This is a genomic window from Pseudacidovorax intermedius, from assembly GCF_003350475.1.
In the GTDB taxonomy this organism is placed as follows: Bacteria; Pseudomonadota; Gammaproteobacteria; order Burkholderiales; family Burkholderiaceae_C; genus Xenophilus; species Xenophilus intermedius.
The window spans coordinates 419876-434693 of record NZ_QQAV01000002.1; the positions used below are offsets into that span (position 1 = coordinate 419876).

Sequence of the window (14818 nt, forward strand, 5' to 3'; positions counted from 1 at the left end):
TCAGACGGCTCCGCCGGTGATGCGGATGGCCTCGGCATTCGCGGCTTCGAGTGCGGCCTTGGCCGCGGCCTTTTCCTCCTGCTCCTCGGCCCAGCGGTGGCTGCGGATGGACTGGTGCGCCAGGGCGGTGAGGATCAGCAGCGTCGCGCCGAGCACCAGCGCGAAGACGCCGATGTCGAAGAACATGGCGCTGGGCACGTGCAGTTCGCCCAGCACCGGCAGCGTGACGTGGGCGGTGTGCGTGGTCAGGAAGGGATAGCCCATCGCAATGGCGCCCGCGCCCGTGGCCAGCGCGATGAGCAGGCCCAGCGCGATCCAGCGCCGCGGGTAGATCCGCAGATGTTCTTCCGTCCAGGCCGCGCCCGAGACGATGAACTGCAGCATCAGCGCGGCCGACATCACCAGCCCGGCCACGAAGCCGCCGCCTGGCTGGTTGTGGCCTCGCATGAAGAAGTACACCGACACCATGGCCGCCAGCGGCAGCAGCAGGCGTACCAGCACGGCGGGCACCATCAGGTAGCCGATGGCCGTGTCCGTGGCGCGGCGCGGATTGACGAGGTCGGTGCCGCCCTGGTCCTGCTGCACCTGCTGTTGCGGTGGCAGCGCCATCGCCTCGGCGGCGGGGCGAAAGCGGCGCAGCAACGCATAGACCGTCAGCGCCACGATGCCCAGCACGGTGATCTCGCCGAAGGTGTCGAAGCCGCGGAAGTCGACCAGCATCACGTTGACCACGTTGGTGCCGCCGCCCTCGGGCAGCGCGCGTTCCAGGAAGAAGGGCGAGATGCTCTGCGGGAAGGGCCGGGTCATCATGTACCAGGCCAGCGCCGCCATGCCGCAGCCGGCCACGGCGGCCACCAACAGGTCGCGCCCGCGGCGGCCCCAGGGGCGCAGGCGCTCCTGCGGACGCTGCACTTCGGCCTTGCGCATCGGCAGCCAGCGCAAGCCCAGCAGGATGAGCAGGGTGGTCACGGTCTCGACCACCAGTTGCGTCAGCGCGAGGTCGGGCGCCGAGAACCAGATGTAGGTGATGCAGCTCACCAGCCCCGCGCCCGAGGCCAGCATCAGCGAGGCCAGTCGGTGGAACTTGGCCTGCCAGGCGGCCGCGACCGCGCAGGTGCAGCCGATGACCCAGGTCATCAGGAACATGGGCGAGAAGGGCAGGCGCGCGCGGCTGCCGGTGTCGGCCGGCGCCAGCCACAGCGAGGCGCCGGCGCCGAGCACCGCCACCATCACCAGCAGGAGCAACTGCGGCTGCAGCCGGTTGGTGGAAAGGACCCGGCGGCCATTGCGCCCGAGCTGGGACAGGCGCGCCAACAGGTTCTCGAAGATGCGCTGGCCGTCGAACCTCCAGATCACCGGCGTGCGGTGGAGGCCGCCATGCGCACGGCTGCGCCGCTGCATCAGATAGATGGCCGCGCCGCCCGCCAGCGCCACGACGCTCATGGCCAGGGGCAGGTTGAAGCCGTGCCAGACCGCGAGGCTGTATTCGGGGAGCGTGCCGCCGACCACCGGCGCCGCGGCCGTCGCCAGGAAGGCGCCCACCGACCAGGCCGGCACGACGCCCACCACCAGGCACAGCAGCACCAGCAATTCGACCGGCACCCGCATCCAGTGCGGGGGCTCGTGCGGCGGCTTGGGCACCTCGGTGTCGCAGCGCGGGCCGAAGAAGACGTCGAAGACGAAGCGGGCCGAATAGGCCACGCTGAAGGCGCCGGCGAGGGTGGCGAGCACCGGCAGCGCGATCTCCAGCCAGGGCGCGCCGTCCAGGAACACCGTTTCGGCGAAGAACATCTCCTTCGACAGGAAGCCGTTGAGCAGCGGCACGCCGGCCATCGAGGCGCTGGCGATGATGGCCAGCGCTCCGGTGATGGGCATGGACTTGAGCAGCCCGCTCAGCCGGCCGATGTCGCGGGTGCCGGTCTCGTGGTCGATGATGCCGGCGGCCATGAACAGCGAGGCCTTGAAGGTGGCATGGTTCATCACATGGAAGACCGCCGCCACGGCGGCCAGCGGGCTGTTCATGCCCAGCAGCAGGGTGATGAGGCCCAGGTGCGAGATCGTCGAGTAGGCCAGCAGCGCCTTCAGGTCGCGCTGGAACATGGCGACATAGCCGCCCAGCAGCAGCGTGACGGCGCCCGCACCGCCCACCAGCCAGAACCACAGGTCGGTGCCCGACAGCACCGGCCACAGGCGCGCCATGAGGAACACACCCAGCTTCACCATGGTGGCCGAATGCAGGTAGGCCGACACCGGCGTGGGCGCCGCCATGGCGCGCGGCAGCCAGAAGTGGAAGGGGAACTGCGCGCTCTTGGTGAAGGCGCCCAGCAGCAGCAACACCAGCGCCAGGGGATAGAGCGGATCGGCCCGCACCACGTCGCCCGAGTTCAGCACCACGTCCAGTTCGTAGCTGCCGGCGATCCGGCCCAGCAGCAGCACCCCCGCCAGCAGGCACAGGCCCCCGGCGCCTGTCACCGTGAGCGCCATGCGGGCGCCGCGCCGTGCGTCGCGACGGTGATGCCAGTAGCCGATCAGCAGAAAGGAGAAGAGGCTGGTCAGCTCCCAGAACAGCACCAGCTGGATCAGGTTGCCCGACAGCACCACACCCACCATCGCGCCCATGAAAGCGAGGAAGAAGGCGAAGAAGCGGGGCACCGGGTCCGAGGAGGACATGTAGTAGCGCCCGTAGAGCACCACCAGCGCGCCGATGCCGAGCACCAGCATGCAGAACAGCCAGGCCAGACCGTCCATCCGCCAAGACAGGTCGACGCCGAGCGTGGGGATCCAGCGGTGGCCCTCCTGCAGCACCTCGCCCGCCGCAAGGGCGGGGAACTGCAAGGCAGTGAAGACCGCGCAGCCCAGGGCCGTGAATCCCGCGATGGCTGCCCCTCGGTTTCGGGCGCCGGACGGCATCATGGCCGCCAGCGCGCTGGCCAGAAAGGGGAGGAGGACGAGGGCGACCAGGGGCATCTCAATCAATTCTATCGACCGACCTTCTCACCTCCATTGCAAAAACCTCTGCATGACGGCCGGTCTTTGGCGGACACGACCCTGCGTCGCCGTAGGACGCCGACAGCCCTCACGGCTGCCCTGTTTTCCAGGTCCGCGGCTGGACGGACCTTGGGTGCCTGTCGGCTCAGCGGCCGGTGTCGAACCAGTCCTTCCACTGCGGCACGGCCGTGGCGAAGGTGCCCCGGTGCGTGGTCTTACCGGTGGAGACGGCCTCGACCATCGGATTGCCGGCGCCCAGCGCCTGCGCATACGTTTGGGCCATGCGGCCCACGCCCACCGTGATCGCCTCATCGGTTTCGCCGTAGTAGTTGCGCACCGGGGACTTGATCACCCAGCGGTACGACTGCGTGGCGGCGATGAGCTTGCCGAAGGCGGAGTCCGCGAAGTAGTGCGGATCGAAGTACTCCGCTTTGAGCAGCTTGTGCAGGTCGCTGGGGATGTCGGCCGCGTTGAAGGGTTGGCGCTCGTAGGCCTTGCGGGCAGCGTCGTAGTAGGGCTCGTTGATCAGCGAACGGGCGAGGCCGGGCACGCCATAGTAGTTCTCGTACGAGAAGGCCGACAGGATGAAGATGCTGTTGAGCCAGACCGCGTCGAAGGGCCGCGGGTAGCTCAGGAAGCCGCTCATCGCCACACCCAGGTCCAGCGGCGCGCTGGCCGTCGCGGCGCCGTCGACCTTCACGCCCGAGCGCTCCAACTTTTCCAGCAGCGCCATGGTGACGAAGCCGCCCTGCGACCAGCCGGCCAGGTAGAGCTTGCTGGACTGGCGGCCCAGGTCGGCCATCACGGCGTTTGCTGCCATCAGGAAATCGAAGCAGGCCTGCTGGTGGCTGGCCTTGACGAGGTAGCCCTCGGGTTCGGTGGAGATGCCCATGCCGAAGTAGTCCGCGCCGACCACTGCATAGCCCTGGCCCGCGAACTGGGCAATCATCAGCTGGGTCTCGGGCGATTGTTCCGGGAACCCGGGCACCTCCTGGCGTCCGTACACCGTGCCGTGCTGGTACGACACCACCGGCAATGTGGCGCCTGCGTCATCCGGCAGGGCGAGCAGGCCGGACGCGCGAATCGGCTTGTTGCCCTTTTCCGGCACCACCGAGTCGTAGCTGATGCGATAGAGCTTCACGCCGGTGCGCGCGGGCGTGTAGGTCACGCTGATGCCTGCGAACTTTGGGGTGTCGCTGCTCAGGATGGTGTTGAGGCGGTTCACGTCCCATTGACCGATCAACTGGTACTGGGTGCGACCGGCGAGCGTCTTCACCGCCGACGTGGCTGCGGGCGTCTGCGCGTGTGCGGGCAGCGCTGCCGTGGCGGCGACGAAGCCGGCCAGCAGCAAGGGCTTCAAGAACTTGAACATGGGATCCTCCTGTTGGACGTGATGGCGCGGGCAGGGCCGCGCCGCAGGCCACATTCAGGTGCAGGAGAGGAACGGGTCCAGCCTTTGGCGTGGCCATGTGCAGGCCCCGCTAATCCTCCCAAGTTGTGTCTGAATGTGAAATCTCTTAACTAGACGTTAAGAGCGTAGTCCAAGCAGGGCGTGCCATCAAGGCGATCGGCGGATGCTGCGGCGAAGTCGCAACAGGCGCTCCATCCGCCGGCCCGATCTACATCTGGCGTGGCAGCCAGGTGACGAGTGCCGGGAAGGCATAGATGATGAACACCGCCAGCACCATGAGCAGGAACATCGGCAGGGTGACGCGCGCGATGTAGAGCAGGTCCCTGCCGGTCATGCCCTGCAGCACGAACAGGTTGAAGCCCACCGGCGGCGTGATCTGCGCCATTTCCACCACCAGCACGATGAAGATGCCGAACCAGATCGGATCGATGCCGGCCGCTGTCACCGTGGGCATGATCACGCCCATGGTCAGCACCACCATCGAGATGCCGTCCAGGAAGCAGCCCAGCACGATATAGAAGACGGCCAGCATCAGCACCAGCTGGAAGCGGCTGAGGCCGAGGGACCCGATCCATTCCGCCAGGTGGCGCGGCAGGCCCACGTAGCCCATGGCCAGCGTCAGGAAGGCGGCACCGGCCAGGATCAGCGCCATCATGCAGTAGAGACGGGTCGCGCCCAGCAGCGAATCCTTGAAGGTCCGCCAGCTGAGCGAACCCTGGGCGGCGGAGATGGCCAGCGCGCCCAGCACGCCGACGGCGGCCGCCTCCGTGGCGGTGGCGATGCCCGCGTAGATCGAGCCCAGCACGGCAAGGATGAGCAGCGTCACCGGGATCAGGCTGCGCGATGCCGCCAGCTTCTCGGCGAAGCGCATCCGTCCGTCGGGCGCGGGCACCTGGTCCGGATGAAGCAGGGCCCACACCGCGATGTAGCCCGAGAACAGCAGCGCCAGCAGCACGCCCGGCACCACGCCGGCGATGAACAGGCGGGCGATCGACACATCCGCCGCCACGCCGTAGACGATCATGATGATCGAGGGCGGGATCAGCAGCCCCAGCGTGCCGGCGCCGGCCAGCGTGCCGATGACCATGTTCTGCGGGTAACCGCGGCGGCCGAGCTCCGGCAGGGTCATCTTGCCGATGGTGGCGCAGGTGGCGGCGCTGGAGCCCGAGACGGCCGCGAAGATCGCGCAGCCCACCACGTTGGTGTGCAGCAGCCGGCCCGGCAGGCGCTGCATCCAGGGCGACAGGCCCTTGAACATGTCCTGCGACAGCCGCGTGCGGAAAAGAATTTCGCCCATCCAGACGAACAGTGGCAGCGCGGTGAGCGTCCAGCTCGACGCAGAGCCCCAGATCGTCACGGCCATCGCGTCTCCGGCCGGCCGGGAGGTGAACAGCTGCATGGCGATCCAGGCCACACCCGAGAGCGTGAGCCCGATCCAGACGCCGCTGCCCAGGATGAGGAACAGCGCCAGAATCAGCAGTCCGGCAATGCCGAGATCACTCATGGCGCAGCATCTCCCCGTCGGTCTCGCGCACGCGGCCGCGCCATTCCAGCACGCATTCGTCGAGCGCCGCGATGGCGAAGGTGACGGTGCCGATCGCCATCGATAGCTGCGGCAGCCACAGTGGCGTGGCGTCGTTCGACGTGGACATGTCGTTGAACTCGTACGACTGCAGGACCAGCCGCACGCTGTAGAAGGCAAAGAGAGCGGCGAGCGCCGCGCTGGCCAGTGCCGCCCATCGCTCCAGCCAGCGCCGCGGCGTGATGCCCAGCGCAGTCAGCACGAGCGTCACGCGGATGTGCTCGCCCTTCTTCAGCGTGTGCGCCAGTGCCAGGAAGCCGGTGCCGGCCATCAGGTAGCCGGCGTAGGCGTCGATGCCCGGCACGTTGAAGTGCAGTTGCCGGGCCAGGATGGAGGTGAGCACCGCGAGCAGCAAGCCCACCATGGAAAGCGCCGCCAGACCGGCGGCGGCGTCGTAGAGGGCGTCCAGGGCCTTTCGCATCGCCGGCGCCGGACGTCACATCTTGCGGTAGGCGTCGAGCACGGCCTGGCCGTCCGCCCCGGCCTTTTCCGACCACTCCTTGATCATCGTGTCGCCGACCTTCTTCATATCGGCCTTGAGCTGGGCGGAGGGCACATGGATGGCCATGCCGTTCTTCTTGAGCAGGTCGAGGTATTCTTGCGTCTTGGCCTTGGAGACCTCCCAGCCGCGCTTCTCGGCGTCGGCGCCGGCCTTGAGCACCGCGTCCTGGCTCGGCTTGTCCAGCGCATCGAAGGCCTTCTTGTTCACCAGCACGGCGTTCTTGGGCAGCCAGGCCTGGGTGTCGTAGAAGTTCTTGATGTACTCGTAGGTCTTGGTGTCGTAGCCCGTGGAGCCCGAAGACATGTACGACTCCACCACGCCGGTGGCCATGGCCTGCGACAGCTCGGCCTGCTGCACCGTCACCGGCTGGGCGCCCACCAGCTCCGCGATGCGGGCGGTGGCGGGGCTGTAGGCGCGCCACTTCACGCCCTTGAGGTCGGCGGCCGAGGCGATCGGCTTGTTGATGAAGATGCCCTGCGGCGGCCAGGGCACGGTGTAGAGCAGCACGATGCCCTGTTCCGCCAGCTTCTTGGAGAGCACCGGCTTCTGCGCCTGGTAGAGCTTCCAGGCGGCGTCGTAGCTGTCGGCCAGGAAGGGGATGCCATCCACGCCGAAGACCTGCCATTCGTTCTGGAAGTTCACAAGCAGGATCTCGCCCATCTGCGCCTGACCGCCCTGCACCGCGCGCTTGATCTCGGGCGCCTTGAACAGCGAGGCGTTGGAGTGCACGGTGATCTTGAGCTTGCCGCCGGTGGCCTGGTCCACCTCGCCCGCGAACTTGGCCAGGTTCTCCGTGTGAAAGTTGCTCGGCGGATAGGCCGTGGGCAGATCCCACTTGACCTGGGCGGACGCGGCGGTCGCGAGGGCCAACGTGGCCAGGGCGAGGCTGGAATTGAACTTCATGAATGAACGCTCCGACTGTTGTTGAAGATCTGGAAATCCAGGATACGTGCAAATATCAGGCCACCGGCTGGGGGTTTGTCTGGCCGCATGCGGCGCGGAAACGACAAGGCCGCCCGAAGGCGGCCCTGGTCTGACCGATGTGGCCTTATTCCTATTTCTTCTTGCTGGCCGCTTCCTTGGCCGGAGCGCCTGCACCGTCGAAGGGCTTGCCGCCCACCGTCATGCCGGCAGCCGACAGCTTGGCGGCGGACTTGCTCTTGATGCCCTTCACGCGGGCCATGAGGTCGGACCAGTCCTTGAACTCCCCCTGCTTGCGCGCGTCGACGATGCGCTGCGACATGGCCGGACCCACGCCCGGCAGCGCGTCGAGTTCGGCGGCGCTGCCCTTGTTGACGTCGACGGCGGCGAAGGCGCCCAGGGCCGACAGGCCCAGCACCAGGGCTGCGACGAGCTTCTTGATCATCATGAATTTCCTCCTGAATGTGATTGGAATGCGCTGCGCATTGCGCGCAGCCCGACCATCAGAATTCAGGCGGACGGAGGCTGTCAATGCATCCAGTGCCGGCGCGCGTGAAGCGCGTCACAGTTCCTCGACGCGACGGGGCGGATAGCTGTCCCAGGCCTGGCAGCCCGGGCAGTGCCAGAAGTACTGGTGGGCCTCGAAGCCGCAGGCGGCGCAGCGGTAGCGCATCTGCGGGCGGGCCACCTGGTCCAGCGCGCGCTGCACCGGCGGATGCGTGCGTGCATCATCGCGCAGGGTCTCACCGGCCAGCCAGCGGGAGGCGGCCAGCAGCGAGCCCGGCTGGCGGGCCAGGTGCTCCAGGTAGCGGTCGCGTGGCGCGTCGCCGCCGGTGGCTTCCAGCGCCATGAGGGCTTCGAGCACATCGATGGATGGCTCGGCTTCGTAGCGTGCCCGCAGCAGGTCTGCGGCCGCGGCCTGTTCGCCGGCAGCCTGTGCCGCCTGCTGCAGCGCGGCCGCGTAGAGCGGCAGGGCCAGCGGCGCCGTGCGGCTGAGTCCCGACAGCGTGGTCCAGGCTTCCATGGCCCGGCCCTGACGCAGTTGCAGTGCCGCGGTGTCGATGGGCGGGCGGGGCGCGTCGGGCGCAAGCTGTGCCGCCTGCTGCAGAAGGCGCAGCGCCGCATCCGCATCGCCGCGGGCGCTGTGCTCCGCCGCCTGCTCGCACAGGTGATGGGCACGCCGGGCGGCGTAGCTCGCCTGGTCGGAGGCATCGAGCTTGGTCGCCACGGCCTCGGCCTGCGCCCATTCGCGCGAGCGTTCGTAGATGGCCAGGAGGGCGAGCCGGGCCTCGTTCTCGTAGCGCGTGCCTTCCAGCTTCTGCAGCGCCGTCTCGGCCCGGTCGAGCAGGCCGGCGCTCAGGAAGTCCTGCGCCAGCGCATGCTGGGCGCGGTCGCGGTCGGCGCGGTTAAGGTCGGCCCGCGACAGCAGGTGCTCGTGCACGCGCACCGCGCGCTGGTACTCGCCCCGGCGGCGGAACAGGTTGCCCAGAGCGAAGTGCAACTCCTGCGTGTCGGGGTCGTTCTGGACGGCCTCTATGAAGGCGTCGATGGCCTGGTCCTGCTGCTCGTTGAGCAGGAAGTTCAGGCCGCGGAAGTAGGCCTTGGGCGCCTGCCGGTTCTCGAAGCGCAGTTGGCGCAGGTCCAGGCGCGAGGCCAGCCAGCCCAGCACGAAGGCCAGGGGCAGGCCCAGCAGCAGCCAGCTCAGGTCAAAGTCCATGGCGTCGGGCGTGGGAAGGTTCTGCCACCGGGGGCGGGGTCAGCGGCACCTCTGCCACACCGTCCGGGGGCGCCGGCGGCTGGCGCAACGCAGCGGCCGCCGAGCGATGGCGCCACCACCCGGGCAGCATGCCGAGCGCGCCCACCACCAGGCCGGCGGCGAAGGCCGCGAGCACCACCAGTACCAGCGGCCCGCGCCAGGAGGTGCCGAAGAAGAAGTGCACGGTGGTCTCGTGCTGGTTGTTCAGCGCAAAGGCGAACAGGGTAAAAAAAATGGCTGCCTTGAGCAGCCACAGGAGGTATTTCATCGCCAGGCCACTCCGGTGCGAACTGCGTTCCGGTGAGGGGGCAGCGGCCACACGAAGCAGGGCGCGTGAAGGCAATATCTCGTCATGAAGGTCCCGATGGCGGGACGATTCTAAGTAGGAGGCCTTGGCCCATCCGCCCCATCAAGGACGAAGGGCCGCGGCCTGGCTCATGCCTCGCTCGAACGGTCCACGGCTTCGCGCAGGGCCTTGCCCGGCTTGAAGTGCGGCACGCGCTTCTCGGGGATCTGCACGCTTTCGCCCGAGCGCGGATTGCGGCCCAGGCGAGGCGGGCGGCGGCTCACCGAAAAGCTGCCGAAGCCGCGGATCTCGATGCGATGCCCCCGCACCAGCGCGTCGCTCATGGCGTCAAGAATGGTCTTGACGGCCTGCTCGGCATCGCGGTGCGTGAGCTGCGCAAAGCGGGCGGCGAGTTCTTCGACCAGATCGGAACGTGTCATTGCTGGCACACGGCGGGCCAGGACGCTTGCGCGTCCACGGCCTGCCGCGATCCGGGTCGATTACTTGTCGCTGCCGTCCAGCTTGGCACGCAGCAGGGCGCCCAGGCTGGTGGTGCCGGCGTTCTCGCGGGCCGACTGCTGGCTCAGGCTGGCCATGGCTTCTTGCTGGTCGACCATGTCCTTCTGGCGGATCGACAGCTGGATGCTGCGGTTCTTGCGGTCCACGTTGGTGACCACGGCCGTGACTTCGTCGCCTTCCTTCAGCACGTTGCGGGCATCTTCCACGCGGTCGCGGGAGATTTCCGAAGCGCGCAGGTAGCCGACGACGTCGCCGCCCAGGTCGATCTCGGCGCCACGGGCGTCCACGGTCTTGACCTTGCCGGTCACGATCTGGCCCTTGTCATTGACGGACGAGAAGGTGGTGAACGGGTCGCCGTCCAGCTGCTTGATGCCCAGGCTGATGCGCTCGCGGTCCACGTCGACGGCCAGCACGATGGCTTCGACTTCCTGGCCCTTCTTGTAGTTGCGCACGGCGGTTTCGCCAGCTTCGTTCCACGACAGGTCGGACAGGTGCACCAGGCCGTCGATACCGGCAGCCAGGCCCACGAACACGCCGAAGTCGGTGATCGACTTGATCGGGCCCTTGACGCGATCGCCGCGCTTGGTGTTCTGCGCGAACTCCTGCCACGGGTTGGCCTTGCACTGCTTCATGCCCAGGCTGATGCGGCGCTTGTCCTCGTCGATTTCCAGGACCATGACTTCCACTTCGTCGCCCATGGAGACGATCTTGTTGGGAGCCACGTTCTTGTTGGTCCAGTCCATCTCCGACACGTGCACCAGGCCTTCGATGCCCGGCTCGAGTTCGACGAACGCGCCGTAGTCGGCGATGTTCGTGACCTTGCCGAACAGGCGCGTGCCTTGCGGGTAGCGGCGCGACACGCCCAGCCACGGGTCGTCGCCCATCTGCTTGAGGCCCAGCGAGACGCGGTTCTTCTCGGTGTCGAACTTGAGGATCTTGGCGGTGATTTCCTGGCCGGCCTGAACGACTTCGCTCGGGTGGCGGACACGGCGCCAGGCCATGTCGGTGATGTGCAGCAGACCGTCGATGCCGCCGAGGTCGACGAAGGCACCGTATTCGGTGATGTTCTTGACCACGCCGCGGACGATGGCGCCTTCCTTCAGCGTTTCCATCAGCTTGGCGCGCTCTTCGCCCATCGAGGCTTCGACCACGGCACGGCGCGACAGCACGACGTTGTTGCGCTTGCGGTCGAGCTTGATGACCTTGAACTCCATCGTCTTGTTTTCGAAGGGAGTCAGGTCCTTGATCGGACGGGTGTCGATTAGCGAGCCCGGCAGGAAGGCGCGGATGCCGTTGACCAGCACCGTGAGGCCGCCCTTGACCTTGCCGCTGGTCGTGCCGGTGACGAACTCACCGGATTCCAGGGCCTTCTCGAGCGCCAGCCACGAAGCCAGACGCTTGGCCGTGTCGCGCGAGAGGATGGTGTCGCCGTAGCCGTTCTCGACGGAACCGATGGCCACGGAGACGAAGTCGCCGGCCTGGACTTCGAGTTCGCCCTTGTCGTTCTTGAATTCGTCGATCGGCACGTAGGCTTCGGACTTCAGGCCTGCATTGACCACGACGTGGTTGTGCTCGACGCGGACCACCTCGGCGGTGATCACTTCGCCCGCGCGCATTTCGGAACGCTTCAGGGACTCTTCAAAGAGGGCGGCAAAAGATTCGGACATTGAGTTTCCTTCCGGTCTCTCCAGGTTTCCAGCCGCCCATGCAACATCGCGTGCGGCTGTTTCTATGACTGGAACCGGTGGTTTGGGCAGCGAAGCCCGGGGGTTTGAGGTTGAACAACCAGCAGGCCGGTGCGCTGACGCGCGAGAGGAGCCTGGCTGGAGCGATAGGCGCACCCGGCAGGGCCGGGGCGCCGAGCCCGACGAACGCGCTTTAATGCGTCTCGAAGGGCTGCGCCTGCCGCCACCAGTCCAGTACCTGCTCGACCGACTGATCGATGCTGAGGAAGGAGTTGTCCAGGAGGCGGGCGTCCTGCGCGGGCTTGAGGGGGGCGACGCTGCGGTTCGAATCGCGGGCGTCGCGCGCTTCCAGGTCCGCGCGAAGGTCGGCGAGTATAGCGGGAATTCCTTTGGAAATCAATTGCTTATGCCGGCGCTCGGCCCGGTGTTCGGCGCTGGCCGTGAGGTAGACCTTGAGGGGCGCGTCGGGAAAGATCACCGTGCCCATGTCGCGGCCGTCCGCCACCAGGCCGGGCAGCCTGCGGAAGCTGTGCTGGAGTTCGGTGAGGGCCGTGCGGACGGCGGGCAGGGCCGACACGCGCGAGGCATCCATGCCGGCCGCCTCGGTGCGGATGGCGTCCGTCACGTCTTCGTCGGCCAGAAGCACGCGGCCGGCGTCGAAGCACAGTGGCAGTGCGCGGGCAAGGTCGGCGATGGCCGCCTCGTGGGCCGGCTCCGGCTCCAGGCCGGCCCGGCGCGTCGCTAGGCCCGCCACGCGGTAGAGCGTGCCCGAATCCAGGTAGTGATAGCCCAGGCGCAGCGCCAGCTCGGCCGCCAGCGTGCCCTTGCCCGAGGCGGTGGGGCCGTCGACGCAGAGCACTGGCACCTCGTCCGCCGCGACGACCGAGAACAGGGTTTCGAAATAGTCGGGGAAGGTTTTCGCTACGCATTTCGGGTCGAGGATGCGCACCGGCCGGCGGTCGGGGTTGAAGGCGGCCAGAGAGAAGCACATGGCCACCCGGTGGTCGTCGTAGGTGTGGATGGCGGCCGGCGTCCACTGGCCGGCGGGCAGCGGATGCACCACGATGAAGTCCGGCCCCGATTCGACGGTGGCGCCCAGCTTGTGCAGCTCGGCCTCCATGGCGTCGATGCGGTCGGTTTCCTTCACGCGCCAGCTGGCGATGTTGCGCAGCCGGCAGGGGCCATCGGCATACAGCGCCATCACGGCCAGCGTCATGGCGGCGTCGGGGATGGCATTGCAGTCCAGGTCGATGGCCTTGAGCGGCCAGGCGCCGCGGCGCACGTCCAGCCAGTTGGGGCCGCTGTCCACCTGGGCGCCCATCTGCCGGGCGGCGTCGATGAAGCGGATGTCGCCCTGGATCGAATCGGAGCCCACGCCTTCAATGCGGATGCCGTTCGCGCCCGGCAGCGGCGCCGCCAGCGCGCCCAGGCCGATGAAGTAGCTGGCGGAGGACGCATCCGCTTCCACATGGATGCGGCCCGGCGTGACGTAGCGGCTACCCTGCGGGATGGTGAATCGGCGCCATTCCTCGCGCTGCACCTGGATGCCGAAGCGGGCAAGCAGGTTGAGCGTGATCTCGATGTAAGGCTTGGAGATCAGCTCGCCCACCACCTCGATCACCACGTCGCGGTTGCCGGCCGCCAGCGGCAGGGCCAGCAGCAGGGCCGTGAGGAACTGGCTCGACACGTCGCCGCGCACGCGGATCGGTGTGTCGAGCTGCAGGGCCGAGACCTGGGCCGGGCGGATGCGCAGCGGCGGGTAGCCGGGGTTGCCCAGGTAGTCGATGGGGCAGCCCAGCTGCACCAGGGCGTCGACCAGGTCGCCGATCGGGCGCTCGTGCATGCGCGGCACGCCGCGCAGCTGGAAGTCGCCACCCAGCAGCGCTAGCGCCGCCGTCAGTGGCCGCATCGCCGTGCCTGCGTTGCCCAGGAACAGATCGGCCTGCCGCTGCTTCACCTGCCCGCCCAGGCCCTCGATGCGCAGCACCGCACCGTCACGGGAGAGGGTGCAGCCCAACTGGGCCAGCGACTCCAGCATGACGCGGGTGTCGTCCGAATCCAGCAGATCGTGGATCTCGGTCGTACCGCTGGCCAGTGCAGCCAGCAGGAGCACGCGGTTGGAGATGCTCTTGGAGCCGGGCAACCGCACGGTGCCGCCGGCGCCGGCCAGCGCGGGAAGGTCGAGGAACTCGGTGGCGTACATGGAAGAAGCAGATGAAGGAGGGCCGCGGGAATCGGGGACTCAGCGCTCGAACGCGGGGGCGACAAGGATCTCCATCGGCCGACGCGCGCGGGCGCTCAATGGGAGAAGGCGGGCTTCAGGGCGGCGCGTGCGCGGCTGGCCCGCCCGATGGCGTCGCCGAGGCCTGTCGCGTCGCCCGCGGCGATCTGCGCCTCGAAACTCACGAGCGCTTCACGGAAGGCTTGCGACTGACGCAGGACTTCCTCACGGTTGGCCAGCAGGATGTCGCGCCAGACGGTCGGATCGCCAGCAGCGATGCGCGAGAAGTCGCGGAAGCCGGGGCCGGCCAGTTCGAGCCAGCGGGCGCCATCGGGTTGCTGCGCGACCGACTGCATGAAGGCGAAGGCCAGCAGATGGGGCAGATGACTCACCGCCGCCAGGGCGGCATCGTGGCTTGCTGCGCCCATCGTCAGCACGCGGGCGCCGATGCGGCTCCAGACCTCGATGGCGCGCTGCACCTGCTCGGCGCGCGAGCGTTCGGTGGGCGTGAGGATGACATGCCGGCCCACGAACAGCGCGCCTTCGGCATGCTCGACGCCTGCGACTTCCTTGCCGGCGATGGGATGGGCGGGCACGAAGTTGCCGGCTTGGTGCTGCAGCGCGCGAAGGCCGGCCTGCACCACGTCGCCCTTGGTCGAGCCGACGTCCATCAGCAGCGTCTGCTCGCCCAGGCCGTGGCGGATGGCGCTCAGCGTCGACTCCGTCGCGGCCACGGGCACCGCCAGCACCACGATGTCGGCGCCTGCGACCGCCTGCAGGGCGGAAGGCGCCCCGGTGTCGATCACGCCCAATTGGCGCGCGCGCTCGGTGGTCGAGGGCGACTTGCTGTAGCCGACGACCTGGCGCACCAGCCCCGCCTGGCGCAGCGCCAGAGCAAAGGAGCCGCCGATGAGGCCACAGCCGATCAGGCCGAGTTGCTGGAACAT

General features: G+C 68.1%; 13 protein-coding genes. 1 reads left to right on the forward strand and 12 read right to left on the reverse strand.

Translation table 11 applies throughout. The features are described 5' to 3' along the window. The 5 genes from DFR41_RS08590 to DFR41_RS08610 form a co-directional block, all read right to left on the reverse strand. Window positions 1-2967, reverse strand: a complete 2967-nt coding sequence (locus DFR41_RS08590; RefSeq protein ID WP_114802423.1) for a monovalent cation/H+ antiporter subunit A — start codon at window positions 2965-2967, stop codon at window positions 1-3. 166 nt (window positions 2968-3133) lie between these two features. After that, window positions 3134-4360 carry an alpha/beta hydrolase family protein gene (locus tag DFR41_RS08595; RefSeq protein ID WP_114802424.1) on the reverse strand — a complete coding sequence of 409 codons (1227 nt, stop codon included), beginning with the start codon at window positions 4358-4360 and terminating at the stop codon, window positions 3134-3136. A 247-nt stretch (window positions 4361-4607) separates the two neighbouring features. Then, a complete protein-coding gene (locus DFR41_RS08600) occupies window positions 4608-5903 on the reverse strand; it encodes a TRAP transporter large permease (protein WP_017761068.1) in 1296 nt (431 codons plus the stop codon). Next, a complete protein-coding gene (locus tag DFR41_RS08605; RefSeq protein ID WP_017761067.1) occupies window positions 5896-6402 on the reverse strand; it encodes a TRAP transporter small permease in 507 nt (168 codons plus the stop codon). The genes DFR41_RS08600 and DFR41_RS08605 overlap by 8 nt, the downstream gene beginning before the upstream one ends. A 15-nt stretch (window positions 6403-6417) precedes the next feature. After that, window positions 6418-7386, reverse strand: a complete 969-nt coding sequence (locus DFR41_RS08610; RefSeq protein ID WP_114802425.1) for a TRAP transporter substrate-binding protein — start codon at window positions 7384-7386, stop codon at window positions 6418-6420. A gap of 2 nt (window positions 7387-7388) precedes the next feature. On the opposite strand from DFR41_RS08610, the gene DFR41_RS28160 reads away from it, so the two are divergent. Further along, the gene (locus DFR41_RS28160; protein ID WP_280525154.1) at window positions 7389-7520 is read left to right on the forward strand and encodes a hypothetical protein; all 132 of its coding nucleotides are present in this window, start codon (window positions 7389-7391) and stop codon (window positions 7518-7520) included. A gap of 17 nt (window positions 7521-7537) precedes the next feature. On the opposite strand, the gene DFR41_RS08615 is transcribed toward DFR41_RS28160, so the two are convergent. The 7 genes from DFR41_RS08615 to DFR41_RS08645 form a co-directional block, all read right to left on the reverse strand. Continuing rightward, window positions 7538-7852, reverse strand: coding sequence for a ComEA family DNA-binding protein (locus tag DFR41_RS08615; protein ID WP_017761065.1), 315 nt, complete (start codon window positions 7850-7852; stop codon window positions 7538-7540). 114 nt (window positions 7853-7966) lie between these two features. Continuing rightward, window positions 7967-9121, reverse strand: coding sequence for a lipopolysaccharide assembly protein LapB (gene lapB, locus DFR41_RS08620; protein ID WP_017761064.1), 1155 nt, complete (start codon window positions 9119-9121; stop codon window positions 7967-7969). After that, window positions 9111-9428, reverse strand: a complete 318-nt coding sequence (locus DFR41_RS08625) for a LapA family protein (protein WP_114802426.1) — start codon at window positions 9426-9428, stop codon at window positions 9111-9113. Before DFR41_RS08625 ends, lapB begins: the two co-directional genes overlap by 11 nt. A 167-nt stretch (window positions 9429-9595) precedes the next feature. Then, the gene (locus tag DFR41_RS08630; RefSeq protein WP_017761062.1) at window positions 9596-9886 is read right to left on the reverse strand and encodes an integration host factor subunit beta; all 291 of its coding nucleotides are present in this window, start codon (window positions 9884-9886) and stop codon (window positions 9596-9598) included. Window positions 9887-9946: 60 nt separating this feature from the next. After that, complete coding sequence (gene rpsA / locus DFR41_RS08635; protein ID WP_017761061.1) at window positions 9947-11632, reverse strand: 30S ribosomal protein S1; 1686 nt, start codon at window positions 11630-11632, stop codon at window positions 9947-9949. A gap of 211 nt (window positions 11633-11843) precedes the next feature. Next, the gene (locus DFR41_RS08640) at window positions 11844-13853 is read right to left on the reverse strand and encodes a bifunctional 3-phosphoshikimate 1-carboxyvinyltransferase/cytidylate kinase (RefSeq protein ID WP_114802427.1); all 2010 of its coding nucleotides are present in this window, start codon (window positions 13851-13853) and stop codon (window positions 11844-11846) included. Between the two features lie 95 nt (window positions 13854-13948). Beyond that, window positions 13949-14818 (reverse strand): prephenate dehydrogenase, encoded by an 870-nt coding sequence (locus DFR41_RS08645; protein ID WP_114802428.1) that lies wholly within the window; start codon window positions 14816-14818, stop codon window positions 13949-13951.